Source organism: Pedobacter sp. GR22-6 (assembly GCF_037402555.1).
In the GTDB taxonomy this organism is placed as follows: Bacteria; Bacteroidota; Bacteroidia; order Sphingobacteriales; family Sphingobacteriaceae; genus Pedobacter.
In genome coordinates, this window is record NZ_JBBEUC010000004.1 from 499,367 (window position 1) to 514,258 (window position 14,892).

Here is a 14,892-nt window from a genome sequence, read left to right on the forward strand (position 1 = left end):
TTTACAATTTCATTTTATTTCTTTCCAAAACGTTCCTCAAACATTTTCTCCATAGCAAACATCTCGTCACGCAGCCTTGCCGCCAGCAGAAAATCCATGTCTTTTGCGGCCTTAGCCATATCTTTCTTGGTTTTGTCGATGGATTTCTGCATTTCCGGCTTGGTCATATACTGAACGATAGGATCTGCGGCCATACTCACTTCATCCACCTCTACATAGGCTTTTGCCCTTGTGTTATTTTCCGAGAAATCGAGCATCGAAGTCTGCTCCATGATGGCCTCCCGGCTCTTTCCAACGGTCTTAGGGGTAATGCCATGTTCCAGGTTGTAGGCAATTTGTTTTTCCCGTCTCCGGTTCGTCTCATCTATGGTCTTTTCCATGGACTCGGTAACCTTGTCAGCATACATGATCACGCGGCCCCTATCGTTACGGGCAGCACGGCCGATCGTCTGGATCAACGATTTTTCTGACCGCAGGAATCCTTCTTTATCGGCATCCAGAATTGCGACCAGTGAAACTTCCGGCAAATCCAGCCCTTCTCTTAAAAGGTTGATCCCGATCAGTACGTCAAATTCTCCAAGCCTTAGTCCGCGCAGAATCTCTACCCTTTCCAGGGTCTTGACCTCTGAGTGGATATACCGGCATTTGATGTTCAGCCGGTCCATATATTTGGTCAGCTCTTCAGCCATCCTTTTTGTTAGTGTAGTGACCAGCACCCGGTCGCCCATCTTGATGGTTTTATCGACCTCATCCAGGAGATCATCCACCTGGTTGATTGCAGGCCGAACCTCGATGATCGGATCGAGCAGCCCTGTAGGCCTGATCACCTGTTCAATCACAATCCCTTCGGATTTCTGCAGTTCGTAATCTGCCGGCGTTGCACTCACATAAATGGTCTGTGGTGCCAGTCTTTCAAATTCATCAAAATTTAAAGGCCGGTTGTCCAAAGCTGAAGGCAGCCTGAATCCATACTCGACCAGCGACATCTTCCTCGATCTGTCACCACCGTACATTGCCCGGATCTGTGGTACCGTGACATGGCTTTCATCAATCACCATCAAATAATCATCCGGAAAATAATCGAGCAAACAGAAGGGCCGCATACCCGGCGAACGGCCGTCAAAAAACCTGGAATAGTTCTCGATACCGGAACAATAGCCCAGCTCCTTCATCATTTCAATATCGAAATTCACCCTTTCCTCCAGCCTTTTGGCCTCCAGCAATTGGCGGTCATCGATCAATTGGTTCTTCCTGATCTCCAGTTCTTCCTGGATGCCCCAGATGGAAGAATTGAAGCGATCTTTGGGTGTCACGAAAAGATTGGCCGGATAAATGGCCATGTCCTGCATTTTTTCTATGGTTTTACCGGTTATCGGATCTATGATGCTCAATTCCTCGATATCGTCTCCAAAAAAAGAAATGCGATAGGCATTATCCAGGTAGGCAGGAAAAATGTCTACGGTATCTCCCTTCACACGGAATGTTCCCCGCTTGAAGTCATTGGTGGTGCGTGCGTAGAGGATCTCTACCAGGCTGTGCAAAAAGGAATTTCGGGAAATCCTTGTGCCTACCGAAAACCGGAACACCGAACGCGAAAAATCTTCCGGATTTCCCATACCATAAATACAGGAGATAGAGGAAACCACAATGACATCCCGCCGGCCCGACATCAGTGCGGATGTGGTCCTTAACCGGAGTTTCTCAATTTCCTCATTGATACTGAGGTCCTTTTCAATATAGGTATTGCTGCTGGCGATAAATGCTTCCGGCTGGTAATAGTCGTAGTAAGACACGAAATAATTGACCGCATTATCCGGGAAGAACTGCTTGAACTCTCCATACAACTGCGCTGCGAGTGTTTTATTGTGGCTCAGGATCAGCGTCGGCTTTTGGGTCTGTTCGATGACATTGGCCACAGTAAAGGTCTTTCCTGACCCTGTAACCCCCAAAAGCGTCTGGTAATTCTCCTGGTTATTGACCCCCTCAACCAATTGCTGAATTGCATTGGGCTGATCTCCCGTAGGCTTATAATTAGAAACGATTTTAAATTCCATAGGTGATCAAATATAAGCATTGGCTGTTGCATGTTGGGTATTTATATGGTAATTTTATGCAGGCACAATTCAATTTAAATCCTTAATATCATGATATTCGAACTCAGTAAAACCAAATCGCTGGCCAATGTTTTCATTGCTGAACTTCGGGATGAAACCAAGCAGAAAGATGCCATGCGCTTCCGCCGGAATATGGAACGTATCGGTGAATGTTTTGCCTTTGAAATTGGCAAAACGCTGGATTATACAGCGACAGAAACACAGACTCCCCTGGGTATTGCAGCAAGTGTAGCGCTTACAGATCAACCGGTTCTGGCTACCATACTCCGGGCAGGACTACCTTTACATCAAGGTTTACTGAACATCTTCGATCAGGCTGACTGCGCTTTCATTACCGCCTACCGCCGCAACCATAAAAGCGGCAGCTTTGAGATCCAGCTGGAGCACATCGCTTCACCGGACCTGACCGACAGGATAGTCATTCTTGCTGATCCGATGCTGGCCACTGGGCTGAGCATGGTCATTTGCTGCAAGGAACTGATCCGAAAATTTCAGATCCGCGAACTGCACATTGTCTCTGTCATTGCGAGTACAGAAGGCATCAACCACGTCCGTGCCAATTTACCAAAAGCAAAGTTGTGGATCGGGGCCATTGATGAAGAAATGACCAGCAAGGCTTACATCGTGCCAGGACTGGGGGATGCGGGAGACCTTGCCTATGGTCTTAAACAATAATTTTACTGGAATCGAAATACTTATTGCAAATTTGCAGAATAGCAAAGCAATATGATCAAACACATCTTTTTTGACCTGGACCATACCATTTGGGATTTTGATAAAAATGCTGAAGAGAGCCTGCTCGAACTTTACAGCCGGTATGAGCTGGATAAACTGGGCCTGAATTCGGCTGAAAAGTTTATCTCGACTTATACAGAGAACAATCATTTGCTTTGGGCCCAATACCATCTTGGGCAGATCACTAAAGAAACCCTTCGATCTGAGCGCTTTAGTAAAACCTTTGTACAATTGGGGCTGCATCCTGATCGCATACCGCCCCAATTTGAAGACGATTATGTGAGCCTTACACCAACCAAAAGGAATTTATTTGACGGAGCAACCACTGTCCTTACCTACCTCAGGCAGAAATACGACCTTCACATCATATCCAATGGTTTTAAAGAATCTACCTTGAAAAAGCTCGAAGTCTGTGATCTCAATTGCTATTTCCAAAACATCATCATTTCAGAAGACGTAGGTGTAAATAAACCCGATAAGGCTATTTTTGAATATGCGCTGGACAAAGCTTCTGCACTAAAAGAAGAAAGCATCATGATTGGCGACAGCATCGAAGCTGACATCCGTGGTGCACAAGCTTTTGGAATGAAGGCCATTTTCTTTAATCCGACGTACAAAGAACTGCCGGATGACGTACTATGGCAGATCAACCACATGGAGGAATTGCTGCAACATTTTTAATACGCAAGAAATCTTGGTACAGCCTTGGCATTGCGACCAATACACACAAAAACAAACCAAATTATGAAAACGCTATTTCTAATTATCGCAGCTGCGCTGCAAACCACCTTTGCTTTTTCGCAAAGCGCCACCGAACTGTTCATTGAAATTCCTGAGCAAGGAAAAATAAGCGTCTATGTAGACGATGAAATGATCAGTTCTTCTAAAAATCTTTTCCGGTTTTACGATGTACAGAATCCTAACCCGACGGTAACCGTACTGCAGAACAACAAGCAGATCGCCAAATCAAAAATAGAGATCAGGGCGAATTACCGTACCTTCCTGAGCTACTCCAAAAGATCAGGTCTACAGGTAGTCAAAACGCTGCCGGTCATCCAGAATAATACCTATGCACTGGACGACTGGGACGGTGTCATTGGCGGTAGCATTGGCAGACCGGAAAGACCGGGTGCTGGCAGACCTACCCGTCCGGCCATACCTGTAGCAAATAACATCATGTCTGATCAATCCTTCAATGAACTCTATAACCTCGTAAAAAAGGAAGCTTTTGAAGATGGAAAAATTAAGATCATCAGTGCGGCCATTCCAGCCAACCTGATCACAACTGCGCAACTGACCTCTTTGCTGAAGCAGTTTAGTTTCGATGAAAGGAAACTGGCCGCAGCCAAAGTCGCCTATCCCGGTATTGTCGACAAGCAGAACTTTTTCAAAGTGGCAGAAATCTTTGATTTTTCCAGCAATAGGGATAAATTATTTGACTTCATCAAAACTACAGCAACCCGATAATCTGTAATGGGCATTGCAAAGGATCATCAGCACCTACTTAACTTAGCCGCGGTTTACCAGGCTAAGCTAAGTAGGTATCCAGAGAGGCTATTTCAGCAAACACCTCCGATTGGCGGATGGTCATACTCAGAAGTCTACTTTCACATTTTTGACTCCAGCCTACTGGCATTGCAGACCATAAGAGATTGCATACAAGGGAAAGCGGAGCGAAAAGCTACTCCATTCCTGGTCCGGCTAATTTTGTTTTTGGGCAGCCTGCCGCCAGGAAAAAAATATAAGGCACCGAAAAGACTTGCTGAGCGGCTCCGAAAAATTGACCAAAAGGAGGCTCAGGAACTCATTGAGAAGTTTTTGCAGCAATTGGAAAAGGATTATCCCCATATGGAAGAAGCGGATCCGGACATGAAAACGCCTCATCCGAGAATGGGTTACTTAAATACCGCGCAATGGCTCCGTTTCGCAAGGATCCACCTGGCACATCACCTAAAACAACTCGATAGGATTGAGAAGAGCTTTTAAATTCACATCTTTGTGTCAATGAAGATCCCAAGGATTAAAGGCTTCGATCAGCAAGCGTTCGACAAATATGTGAAAAATACAGGCTGGCTAATGTTCGGCAAACTGTTGAGCATGGTGGTCAGTTTTATGATCGCTAAATACCTGGGACCTTCTTCCTTTGGCGACCTCAGTTTTGTAGATGCCCTTACCGCGATTGTCGCCGCTGTAGGCACACTGGGCCTGGATACCTTCATCATTCGTGAGATCATCAATGAACCGGAGAAAAAAGATGAAATACTGGGTACCTCCCTGTGGATGCGCATCGGGACCAGCGCGATCATTATCCCACTGAGCGTTTGCATTTACCTGTTTTTTCACAGCACTTCAGATAAACCCGGACAACCACTGACCTTGCTGGTATTTTTTTTAAGTGCAGCATCATTTTTCAGGTCCTTCAATATTATAGATTCTTACTTTCAGTCGCAGGTACAATCTAAATATGTGGTTCAGGTACAAAATATCTGTGTGATCTTGTCTGCAATACTTAAGATCTTTCTGGTCTGGATACAGGCCGAACTGATCTGGTTTGCCGTAGCACTGACCTTCGACGCATGCATCCTCGCCCTGGGTCTCGTCTACATGTACCACCTGAGAGGTTTTAAGATGCGTAGCTGGACTTTCAATCTTCAAAGGGCAAAATCTTTGCTAAAACAATCCTTCCCGCTCATCCTTTCTGCCGTGATGGTTTCCATCTACATGAAGATTGACACCGTAATGATCAAGCCATTGGTGGGAAGTGTGGAAGTAGGGATCTATAGTGCCGCCGCCAAAATCAGTGAGGCCTGGTACTTCATTCCTACCGCAATCGTGACTTCTGTTTTTCCTGCAATCATCAATGCACGCAAAACCGATCTGGAGCGGTACCACAAACGCCTGATCAATCTGTACGATCTCCTCGTCTACATCAGTCTGCCCGTAGCCCTCTTCATCAGCTTCTTTGGAAGCGACATCATCCACCTGATCTTTGGCGATAAATATAATGGCGCAGGGCCGATGCTTTCTATTCACATCTGGTCGGGCATTTTTGTATTCCTGGGCAGTGCCAGTTCCCAATACCTGTTAGCGGAAGGGTATACGTCCATTTCCTTCCAACGGACTGCATTAGGTGCATTGGCCAATATCCTGCTTAATTTGTGGTTGATACCGCTATATGGGGGGATGGGTGCTTCTATAGCGACGTTAATTGCGTGTTTCTTGAGCGCCTTCTACCTCTTGCTGATTCCGAAAACCCGCGATCAGGGCTTTGTGATGCTCAAGTCTTTGTTTCTCATTACCTTGTTGCAGCGCCTGAGAAATAAGATGAACATTAGTAAATCTTCCTGATTTTCAAATATTATCCCGATAAATTAGCTTTTTGAGATTAACATTTTAACTTTGATTCAGAATATGAAATCAACATTATCCCCCTTCTCTCTCCTCGATCCGGCGAAATTAAGGGTATTACTATCATTGGGTTTTAAAGGTTATCTGGCTGAAAAAGGCTGGTTTGATGCCTTCAAAACAAAATCTGCTATTGATCACGAAGGGAAACCTATTGCCTGGGTTACCTACTCCTTCATTGATTTCATTAAGGACAGGATCAGCAAAAAACACGATATCTTTGAATTTGGATCAGGAAACTCTACCATTTTCTATGCAGAGAAGGCCGCAGAGGTATACTCCGTAGAGCATGATAAAGAATGGTTCGAAAAGAGTTCAAAAATCAATCTTCCCAACATTAAGATGATCCATTGTGAACTCCAACCTGATGGAGATTATGCAAGAACCGCAGCAAACAGCGGGAAGAAGTTCCACATCATCATCGTAGATGGACGTGATCGGGTCAACTGCTGCAAGCAGTCCCTGTCTGCCCTTACTGAAGATGGTATTGTCGTACTCGATGATTCAGAAAGAGAGATCTATGCTGAAGCACATCGATTCTTTAAAGCCAATGGTTTCAAACATCTGCCTTTTACAGGGATGGCACCGGGTGTGATCACGTCCAAGTGTACCTCCGTTTTTTACCGTTCACACAACACTCTCGACATCTAATCTGACCCCTTCACATGGCAAATCAAACGAACCAAGTTGTTGACGCTTATAAGGACTTTTATGCAGGAAAGGATACTGAATGGAGAATGCTTGGTGCAAAATACAAGGCGAGGAACATCATTGAAGTATCAGGGGAAATCAGACCCAGGAAAGTATTGGAAGTAGGTGCAGGGGACGGAAGTATCCTTCATTTTTTAAATGAGGCGAATTTTGCACCTGAATTATACGCCATTGAAATTTCCGATAGCGGAATTGAAGTTATCAAAGAACGGGGACTGCGAAACTTAAAAGAGGTATTTAAATTTGATGGCTACACCATCCCTTATGCTGATAATACCTTCGATCTTGTTATACTGGCCCATGTTCTTGAACATGTAGAGCATGAACGTATGCTGTTGAGGGAACTCAAGCGCGTTGCAAAATACGTTCTGGTAGAAGTACCCCTCGATTACCGCTTTGGTGTGGATAAACGGATGAAACATTTCCTGGACTATGGCCACATCAACATGTATACGCCCACTTTATTGCGATTCTTACTGCAGAGTGAGGGGCTGGAAGTACTGTCGGACAAGACTTCCCTGATCTCAACGGAAATTACCCGGTTCAACGAATTCATCAACCGTGGCCAGTCTAAGCGCTTTACAAAAGTCCTTAAAATTGAACTGGAATACCGCATCAAAAACCTGCTGGGAAATTTCCTTGGGAAGAAGAAAAAGGAACAATTTGCGAATGCCTATACCGTTCTTACTAAGAAATCTGAACAAACATTGCAAATCCTGTAAACATGCAAACCTTTGCTCCCATCGCCTTATTCGTATACAACCGACCTCAGCATACAGCACGTACGCTGAAATTCCTCCAGCAAAATGAGCTGGCTTCAGAAAGCCGTTTATTTGTGTTTTCCGACGGGGCCAGGTCAGCGGAAGATGAGGTAAACGTACTTGAAGTAAGGGAAATTCTGAAAAACATCGAAGGTTTCAAGTCTGTGGAAATCATAGCCCGCAGTGAAAATATGGGTCTGGCCAATTCGATCATTGCCGGTGTAGGCAAATTAACTGCAACATATGGGCAGGTGATCGTTTTCGAAGACGATCTTATCAGTTCGCCTTATACTTTAACTTATTTCAACGAGGCATTGAAACGCTACAGAAATGAAGAAAAAGTAATGCACATCGGGGCCTACATGTACAATCTGAAGGATGCAGGACTGCCACAAAGCTTTTTCTATCGGGCAGCGACCAGTTGGGGATGGGCTACCTGGGAAAGGGCATGGCGGCATTTCGAACCTGATATTGACTCGTTGATGGCTCAGTTTGATAAAGCTAAAAAAACCGCTTTTTCCATTGATCACAGCATGAATTTCTGGAAGCAGATGCAGGACTTCAAAGCAGGACGCAACAACTCCTGGGCCATCCGATGGTATGCTTCTATTTTCCTGAAGGCAGGCTTGACTTTAAACCCGGGCCAGTCACTGATCAACAACATTGGTCATGACGGTTCCGGAATTCATTCCGGCATCAACGATATCTATAATGTAGTCATCAACCCTAAACCGATTACGGAATTCCCACAGGAATTAAAAGAAAACCCTCAGGCCTACGCGGCCATCAAACATTTTCTTTCCAACAGGAAAGGCAATTTATGGCAACGCCTGAAACGCTACCTTAAGGAGCGCCTGCATTAACTACAAAGGCTTCCTCGCTTCTAAAATGATATAAGGTGATAATGCCTGGGAGTCAAAAGGAAACACCCTCGTCAGTAGTTTTCCAGCAAGCCAGCTGCTTTTCTTCAATAGCCGAACACCAAGTGGCTTTTGCTGTTCATTTTCAAACCAGATGCTGAAACGGCCAAAATACCTGGATTGCAAAACTTTCAGCCCCGCCTGCTCACAAATTTGCTGTAGCAGCTTCGGATCCATACAGTCGATGTTATGTTTATCGTAATTTTCGCGGTCGAAAGTCTTCTGAAACCAGCCGTTCAATGCCTTGAAATTGGGCAAGGTGATAAACAGGCTGCCGCCCGGCTTTACAAAAGCGATATGTCTGTTGATGATGTCTGCGGTGTCATTAAAATGTTCAATCAAGCCACAGGAAAGGACGAGATCATATTGTTTTTCCGGCACATACTTAAACAGGTCAGTCTCTATGACATGGATGTCTGAGGCTTTCAACTGATTCGCTTCCAAAAGTGCGTTGGTTACCGGCTGATGCACAAAATAATCGAGCAGGGTGACGTCAAGCTGAAAGTACTTCCTCAGAAAAACCGCATAATAACCAGGAAATCCACCCAGCTCAATCGCATTTTTCACGTTTTGCTGCCTGATGAGATCGCCCAATTGCTGATGAAACAGGTAGTTTTCGGGGATGCTGACAGACAAGCCTGTCTTGCTTTCCCAATAATTCACCCAAAACTGTCTGTCGGTTAACAGGTTGCTCATATTTTTTTTAATCTTTTAGTAGCACGAAACATTAACTGTAATATATAGCAAAATTTCCCTCGTGTCTTTTCGGGCGGTTAACTTTCGAACGCTAAATAATTGGTAATGATTCGGGTGAGGGCGAAAATAAGGAAGTCTTTTTATATAGAAGAGAAATATATGTAACTTTCATAGATTTAAATCCCGTTTTTTTCTAAGTTTGATCAGTTGAAAGTAGTACACTTAAATACGTATGAGGGGAATGGCGGCGCGGGAAGGGCCTGCCTCAGGCTTAGCGATGCACTAAACAGCAGCGGAGCGGAGTCTAAGGTGATGGTTTACTTTCAGTTCAAGCCAAGCAGCAAAACCGGAAGCTTCAGTAATGGTCCTTTCCAGAAAGCAAAAGCGGTCTTTAATATTCTTTCAGAGCGGTACCTATCGAAAGCACTTACAAAGGCTGAGCTCAAAACACCCTTCTCTCTGCAATGGTTTGGCCGGTCGGTCATCGACCATCCTGATGTGAAAAATGCAGATATCATTCACCTGCATTGGATCAATCACGGTTTTTTATCTCCCAAGTTCCTGGCAGAGATTGACGAACTCGAGAAGCCTGTCGTCTGGACTTTTCACGATAGCAATGCTTTTACTGGTGGTTGCCATGTGCGCTATTCCTGTGAGAATTACTTCAAGGAATGCGGGTTCTGCCCTTTGCTCAAGTTGAGTGGCAAGAACGACATCTCCCATCAGACCTGGCTGCGAAAAAAGAAAGCCTATTCCGAACTGAATTGCCATATTGTGGCACCGAGCCGCTGGATGGCCAATTCTGTAAAACTCAGCAGCCTCATGGGATTCAGGGAAGTGACCGTAATCCCCAATACGATTGAAACGAATGTGTTTAAGCCCTACGTGAAATCGGAGGCAAAGAAAATCCTGAAGATCAATCCCCATAAATTTGTGCTCATGAGTGGTTTTATGCCCTCAAAAAACGACAAACATAAAGGTACTTCTTACCTGGTTGATGCTTTGAATGACCTCGCCTCCAGGCCGGGTATACTTAAGGAAAACATTGAACTCATCATATTTGGGAACAAGGATAATGTTGACATGCCTGAATTCCCCTTCAAAACGACCTTTTTGGGCACCATCGCCAATGATGAACACCTGGCAAAATGCTACTCTGCAGCGGATGTATTCATTACGCCTTCTCTTGAAGATAACCTACCCAATACTGTGATGGAAAGCCTGGCATGCGCCACTCCCGTCGTAGCTTTTCAGACAGGCGGAATCCCCGACATGGTACGGCACCTGGAAAATGGTTACCTTGCCGAATACAAGTCCTCGGAAGACCTGGCTACGGGGATAGAATGGCTCTACCATGAAGACAATGGCCCTGATATTCAAAAAGAAGCAAGAAGAACAATATTAACTCAATTTTCAGAAGCAGTAATTGCGGAAAAACACTTATTATTGTACCAGTCGCTGATCGACCTTCAACCCAAATAGTTTTAGCCTTTTATAAGCCGCATGCAGCCAAAATTAAGTGTAATCACCATCGTTTATAACAATGTAAAGGATATCGAACGCACCATGCTATCGGTACTGAACCAGAACTATCCAAACATTGAATACCTTGTAATCGACGGTGCTTCTACAGACGGCACGAAAGAAATCATCTCCAAATACGCGGGAAAACTTGCCCGGTTCATCTCCGAACCTGACAATGGGATTTACGACGCAATGAATAAAGGCCTGGCATTGGCTACTGGCGACTATGTCCTGTTCATGAATTCCGGCGATGAGATCTATGCCTATGAGACGGTGTCTGATGTCTTTGATACTGCGGCATCTGCAGATATTTATTACGGAGAGACAGAAATGTTCAACGAGCAGTGGCAGAGCCTGGGTCAGCGGAGGCATTGTGCCCCGGAAAACTTCAACTGGAAGAGCTTTAAATATGGCATGAGCATCAGCCATCAGGCCATTTACATCAAACGCAGCATCGTTGGGCCTTTTGATCTGCAATACAAATACAGTGCTGATATCGACTGGATCATCAGGGCAGCCAAGAATGCATCGAGCATCGTCAATACGCACATTTATGTGGCTAAATACCTGGTGGGCGGCATCTCTAAAAAGAAACATTTGGCCAGCCTGCAAGAAAGGTTCAAAATTTTCAGTAAATACTACGGGCTGATCCCTAACCTGATCAACCACGTCGTGATCGCTGCAAGTCTCGGCATCTACTTTGTTCGCCACCGCAAAACCAACGACTAATCTGCGGATGCCTTTCCTATCCAAAATATCGCTCCCGAAAGTACCCCTGGACCATTATCCTTTTTCTATACCCGCCTTTCGGGATGGCCTGGAAATCAAACTCCGCAGTAATGTCACTTTATTTGTAGGGGAAAACGGCTCTGGAAAATCTACGCTATTGGAGGGACTTGCAGAAAGGTGTGGCTTCAACCTTCGTGGAGGAAACCGCAACCACAACACGAATACGGGCCATAAATTTGATGGATACGAATCGCCATTAACCAAACTGATCGAGTTGCAATGGATCCCCAAGGTGGTCAGCAACGGCTTTTTCATGAGGGCAGAAAGCTTCTTTAATTTTGCAGATTACATTGATGAACTGGCGAAAGAAGATGGCAGGATCTTACAAGCTTATGGAGGTAAATCGCTCCATGAACAGTCGCACGGCGAGTCATTTTTCGCGCTCTTTGCAAACCAGTTTGACCGTGGCATCTACATCCTGGATGAGCCTGAGGCCGCGTTGTCACCGAACAGACTGATGACCTTCATGTCGCTTATTCATCAGCTGGAAATGTCAGGCAAAGCACAGTTCATCATCGCGACACACTCGCCGATGCTGCTTTGTTATCCCAATTCAACCATCTTTAGTTTTACAGATGAAGGACTTAAGCAGGTATGCTATGAAGAAACTGAACACTATCAGCTGACCCGCAATTTTCTCGAAAATCCAGACAACTATTTCAGACACCTGTTTGAATAAGCCAGAGTCCGGCTTCCATGATGAATTTCAAAATCTGAAAACATTATCTTTTATGACTTGTCGTAATAGGCAGTTAACCTATTGATCATTTAAACATATAAAAAATGGGACAGTTAAGTAACAGAACCATAGCCGTGCTCTCAGAGAACGGCTTTGAAGAAACAGAACTCACCAGTCCGGTACAACGACTGAAGGAAGAAGGCGCAACCGTTCATATCATATCTTCCAAAGCAGGAAAAATCCAGGCCATGAAGGGCGATCATGAATGGACCATATCAGTAGAAGTAGACAAAATCATTTCTGAGGCTGATGCCGACGATTATCATGGCCTGCTGATCCCAGGGGGTGTACTGAACCCGGATTCATTAAGAAAAAACGAGGAAGCATTAAGCTTTGTAAAAGCTTTCTTTGAAGCTGGAAAACCAGTAGCAGCCATTTGTCATGGGCCACAGGTACTGATCAGTGCAGAAGTGGTGTCGGGAAGAACACTGACCTCCACCAAAACCATTAAAATAGACCTGCTGAATGCCGGGGCCAACTGGCAGGATGAAGAGGTCGTGGTAGATCAGGGCCTGGTGACCAGCCGCAGTCCGGACGACCTGCCTGCTTTTAACGACAAGATCGTAGAGGAATTTGCAGAAGGCGTACATGAAGGTCAGCATGCATAGTTGATAAAAACAAAAAGGCGGGATGAACATCCCGCCTTTTTTATGCTATTCCGCCTTAAAAGGCTGAATCATTACTTATTGAAACTTCTTAGCATTGATCTTACGCTCGTTCTCAGTTAAGTAGATCTTACGTAAACGCATGCTTACCGGAGTGATCTCGATGTACTCATCAGCCTGGATATACTCCATAGCCTCTTCCAAAGAGAATTTAATTGCCGGTGCAATACGTGTATTGTCATCTGTACCAGAAGCACGCATGTTGGTCAAGGCTTTACCTTTCACGATGTTGATCACCAAATCATTGTCGCGGATGTGCTCACCAAGGATCTGCCCTTCATAAACATCAACACCCGGATCAACGAAGAAACGACCACGATCCTGCAATTTATCGATAGAATAAGCAGTGGTATTTCCTTTATCCATAGAAACCAATACACCGTTCAACCTTCCAGGGATCGTACCTTTCCAAGGCTCATAAGCTTTGAAACGGTGCGCCATGATGGCCTCTCCTGCTGTTGCAGTCAAAACGTTGTTTCTTAAACCAATGATACCACGAGCAGGAATCTCAAACTCCAGGTGTTGCAAATCGCCTTTAGGCTCCATGATCAGCAGCTCACCTTTACGCTGAGTAACCAATTCAATCACCTTACCCGCTACTTCACCCGGTACATCTACGATCAAAGTCTCGATAGGCTCACATTTCTTACCATCGATCTCTTTGATGATTACCTGTGGCTGACCTACTTGAATCTCATATCCTTCGCGACGCATGGTCTCGATCAATACTGATAAATGGAGAATACCCCTTCCGTATACCAAGTAAGAATCAGGAGATTCTGTCTCAACCACTTTGAGGGCCAGGTTTTTCTCCATCTCTTTGTACAAACGCTCTCTGATACGTTGAGAAGTCACAAATTTACCCTCTTTACCGAAGAAAGGAGAGTTGTTGATCGTGAACAACATGTTCATTGTAGGCTCATCAATTTTGATAACCGGCAATTGCTCCGGAGCATCAAAATCAGCAATGGTATCACCGATCTCAAAACCGTCGATTCCTACCACTGCGCAGATGTCACCAGATTTAACTTCCTGGGCGCGGATCTTACCCAGACCTTCGAAAGTATATAGTTCTTTTACTCTTGATTTCACCATTTTACCATCACGTTTGATCAAAGTAACCGGTTGGTTTTCTTTGATGCTACCACGGTGTACACGACCAACGGCGATACGACCAACGAATGATGAATAATCCAGTGAAGTGATTTGCATTTGTAATGTACCATCGTTAACCGGTGCAGCTGGGATATTAGCCACTACTGCATCCAATAAAGCGAAGATATCTGTAGTAGGTACTTTCCAGTCTGTACTCATCCAACCTTGTTTAGATGAACCATAGATAACCGGGAAATCCAATTGATCTTCAGTAGCCTCCAAGTTGAAGAACAATTCGAAAATCTGCTCGTAAACTTCTTCAGGACGGCAGTTTTCTTTATCTACTTTGTTGACTACTACAATTGGTTTCAGACCTAAGGCCAATGCTTTTTGTGTTACGAAACGCGTCTGAGGCATCGCGCCTTCAAAAGCATCACATAAAAGCAACACACCATCAGCCATTTTCAATACACGCTCTACCTCACCACCAAAATCGGCGTGACCAGGGGTATCAATAATGTTGATCTTAACGTCTTTATATTGAACTGAAACGTTTTTAGAAACGATGGTAATCCCACGTTCACGCTCCAAATCATTATTGTCAAGTATTAATTCACCCGTTTGCTCGTTATCACGAAAGATTGAACAAGAGTGTAAGATCTTATCAACCAGTGTAGTTTTACCGTGGTCAACGTGTGCTATAATAGCTATGTTTCTTATTTTTTGCATAAAATGCGT

The 14,892-nt window shown here is 44.7% G+C and carries 15 protein-coding genes; 12 read left to right on the top strand and 3 right to left on the bottom strand.

Annotation, left to right across the window (positions count from 1 at the left end):
* Positions 1-14 precede the first annotated feature (14 nt).
* On the bottom strand, positions 15-2,054 hold the full coding sequence (gene uvrB, locus WAE59_RS20215; RefSeq protein WP_337857799.1) for an excinuclease ABC subunit UvrB: 2,040 nt from the start codon (positions 2,052-2,054) through the stop codon (positions 15-17).
* Positions 2,055-2,144: 90 nt separating this feature from the next.
* On the opposite strand from uvrB, the gene upp reads away from it, so the two are divergent.
* The 8 genes from upp (at position 2,145) to WAE59_RS20255 (ending at position 8,589) form a co-directional block, all read left to right on the top strand.
* Entirely contained in the window at positions 2,145-2,789 is a 645-nt protein-coding gene (gene upp / locus WAE59_RS20220; protein ID WP_337857800.1) for a uracil phosphoribosyltransferase, read from the top strand.
* Between the two features lie 51 nt (positions 2,790-2,840).
* On the top strand, positions 2,841-3,530 hold the full coding sequence (locus WAE59_RS20225) for a YjjG family noncanonical pyrimidine nucleotidase (RefSeq protein WP_337857801.1): 690 nt from the start codon (positions 2,841-2,843) through the stop codon (positions 3,528-3,530).
* Between the two features lie 63 nt (positions 3,531-3,593).
* Complete coding sequence (locus WAE59_RS20230; protein WP_337857802.1) at positions 3,594-4,316, top strand: DUF4476 domain-containing protein; 723 nt, start codon at positions 3,594-3,596, stop codon at positions 4,314-4,316.
* A 6-nt stretch (positions 4,317-4,322) separates the two neighbouring features.
* Positions 4,323-4,835 (top strand): DinB family protein, encoded by a 513-nt coding sequence (locus WAE59_RS20235; RefSeq protein ID WP_337857803.1) that lies wholly within the window; start codon positions 4,323-4,325, stop codon positions 4,833-4,835.
* Positions 4,836-4,853: 18 nt separating this feature from the next.
* Positions 4,854-6,197, top strand: a complete 1,344-nt coding sequence (locus WAE59_RS20240; RefSeq protein ID WP_337857804.1) for a flippase — start codon at positions 4,854-4,856, stop codon at positions 6,195-6,197.
* A gap of 63 nt (positions 6,198-6,260) precedes the next feature.
* Positions 6,261-6,905 carry an FkbM family methyltransferase gene (locus tag WAE59_RS20245; protein ID WP_337857805.1) on the top strand — a complete coding sequence of 215 codons (645 nt, stop codon included), beginning with the start codon at positions 6,261-6,263 and terminating at the stop codon, positions 6,903-6,905.
* Positions 6,906-6,919: 14 nt separating this feature from the next.
* Positions 6,920-7,687 (top strand): methyltransferase domain-containing protein, encoded by a 768-nt coding sequence (locus WAE59_RS20250; RefSeq protein WP_337857806.1) that lies wholly within the window; start codon positions 6,920-6,922, stop codon positions 7,685-7,687.
* 2 nt (positions 7,688-7,689) lie between these two features.
* Positions 7,690-8,589 (top strand): sugar transferase, encoded by a 900-nt coding sequence (locus WAE59_RS20255; RefSeq protein ID WP_337857807.1) that lies wholly within the window; start codon positions 7,690-7,692, stop codon positions 8,587-8,589.
* On the opposite strand, the gene WAE59_RS20260 is transcribed toward WAE59_RS20255, so the two are convergent.
* Positions 8,590-9,342 (bottom strand): class I SAM-dependent methyltransferase, encoded by a 753-nt coding sequence (locus WAE59_RS20260; protein WP_337857808.1) that lies wholly within the window; start codon positions 9,340-9,342, stop codon positions 8,590-8,592.
* Between the two features lie 207 nt (positions 9,343-9,549).
* Here WAE59_RS20260 and WAE59_RS20265 point away from each other — a divergent pair, with 207 nt between their 5' ends.
* From WAE59_RS20265 to WAE59_RS20280, 4 genes are all read left to right on the top strand, one after another.
* Positions 9,550-10,824: a glycosyltransferase gene (locus WAE59_RS20265; RefSeq protein WP_337857809.1), complete on the top strand. Its 1,275-nt coding sequence runs from the start codon at positions 9,550-9,552 to the stop codon at positions 10,822-10,824.
* A 21-nt stretch (positions 10,825-10,845) separates the two neighbouring features.
* Entirely contained in the window at positions 10,846-11,595 is a 750-nt protein-coding gene (locus WAE59_RS20270; protein ID WP_337857810.1) for a glycosyltransferase family 2 protein, read from the top strand.
* Positions 11,596-11,602: 7 nt separating this feature from the next.
* Positions 11,603-12,334, top strand: coding sequence for an AAA family ATPase (locus WAE59_RS20275; RefSeq protein WP_337857811.1), 732 nt, complete (start codon positions 11,603-11,605; stop codon positions 12,332-12,334).
* 104 nt (positions 12,335-12,438) lie between these two features.
* Positions 12,439-13,002, top strand: coding sequence for a type 1 glutamine amidotransferase domain-containing protein (locus tag WAE59_RS20280; RefSeq protein WP_337857812.1), 564 nt, complete (start codon positions 12,439-12,441; stop codon positions 13,000-13,002).
* Positions 13,003-13,077: 75 nt separating this feature from the next.
* On the opposite strand, the gene typA is transcribed toward WAE59_RS20280, so the two are convergent.
* Entirely contained in the window at positions 13,078-14,883 is a 1,806-nt protein-coding gene (typA, locus tag WAE59_RS20285) for a translational GTPase TypA (RefSeq protein WP_337857813.1), read from the bottom strand.
* Positions 14,884-14,892 lie beyond the last annotated feature (9 nt).

Excerpts from the sequence above, each read along its gene's own strand:
- uvrB (WP_337857799.1), bottom strand. The coding sequence starts at position 2,054 with ATGGAATTTAAAATCGTTTCTAATTATAAGCCTACGGGAGATCAGCCC.
- upp (WP_337857800.1), top strand. The coding sequence starts at position 2,145 with ATGATATTCGAACTCAGTAAAACCAAATCGCTGGCCAATGTTTTCATT.
- WAE59_RS20225 (WP_337857801.1), top strand. The coding sequence starts at position 2,841 with ATGATCAAACACATCTTTTTTGACCTGGACCATACCATTTGGGATTTT.
- WAE59_RS20230 (WP_337857802.1), top strand. The coding sequence starts at position 3,594 with ATGAAAACGCTATTTCTAATTATCGCAGCTGCGCTGCAAACCACCTTT.
- WAE59_RS20235 (WP_337857803.1), top strand. The coding sequence starts at position 4,323 with ATGGGCATTGCAAAGGATCATCAGCACCTACTTAACTTAGCCGCGGTT.
- WAE59_RS20240 (WP_337857804.1), top strand. The coding sequence starts at position 4,854 with ATGAAGATCCCAAGGATTAAAGGCTTCGATCAGCAAGCGTTCGACAAA.
- WAE59_RS20245 (WP_337857805.1), top strand. The coding sequence starts at position 6,261 with ATGAAATCAACATTATCCCCCTTCTCTCTCCTCGATCCGGCGAAATTA.
- WAE59_RS20250 (WP_337857806.1), top strand. The coding sequence starts at position 6,920 with ATGGCAAATCAAACGAACCAAGTTGTTGACGCTTATAAGGACTTTTAT.
- WAE59_RS20255 (WP_337857807.1), top strand. The coding sequence starts at position 7,690 with ATGCAAACCTTTGCTCCCATCGCCTTATTCGTATACAACCGACCTCAG.
- WAE59_RS20260 (WP_337857808.1), bottom strand. The coding sequence starts at position 9,342 with ATGAGCAACCTGTTAACCGACAGACAGTTTTGGGTGAATTATTGGGAA.
- WAE59_RS20270 (WP_337857810.1), top strand. The coding sequence starts at position 10,846 with ATGCAGCCAAAATTAAGTGTAATCACCATCGTTTATAACAATGTAAAG.
- WAE59_RS20275 (WP_337857811.1), top strand. The coding sequence starts at position 11,603 with ATGCCTTTCCTATCCAAAATATCGCTCCCGAAAGTACCCCTGGACCAT.
- WAE59_RS20280 (WP_337857812.1), top strand. The coding sequence starts at position 12,439 with ATGGGACAGTTAAGTAACAGAACCATAGCCGTGCTCTCAGAGAACGGC.
- typA (WP_337857813.1), bottom strand. The coding sequence starts at position 14,883 with ATGCAAAAAATAAGAAACATAGCTATTATAGCACACGTTGACCACGGT.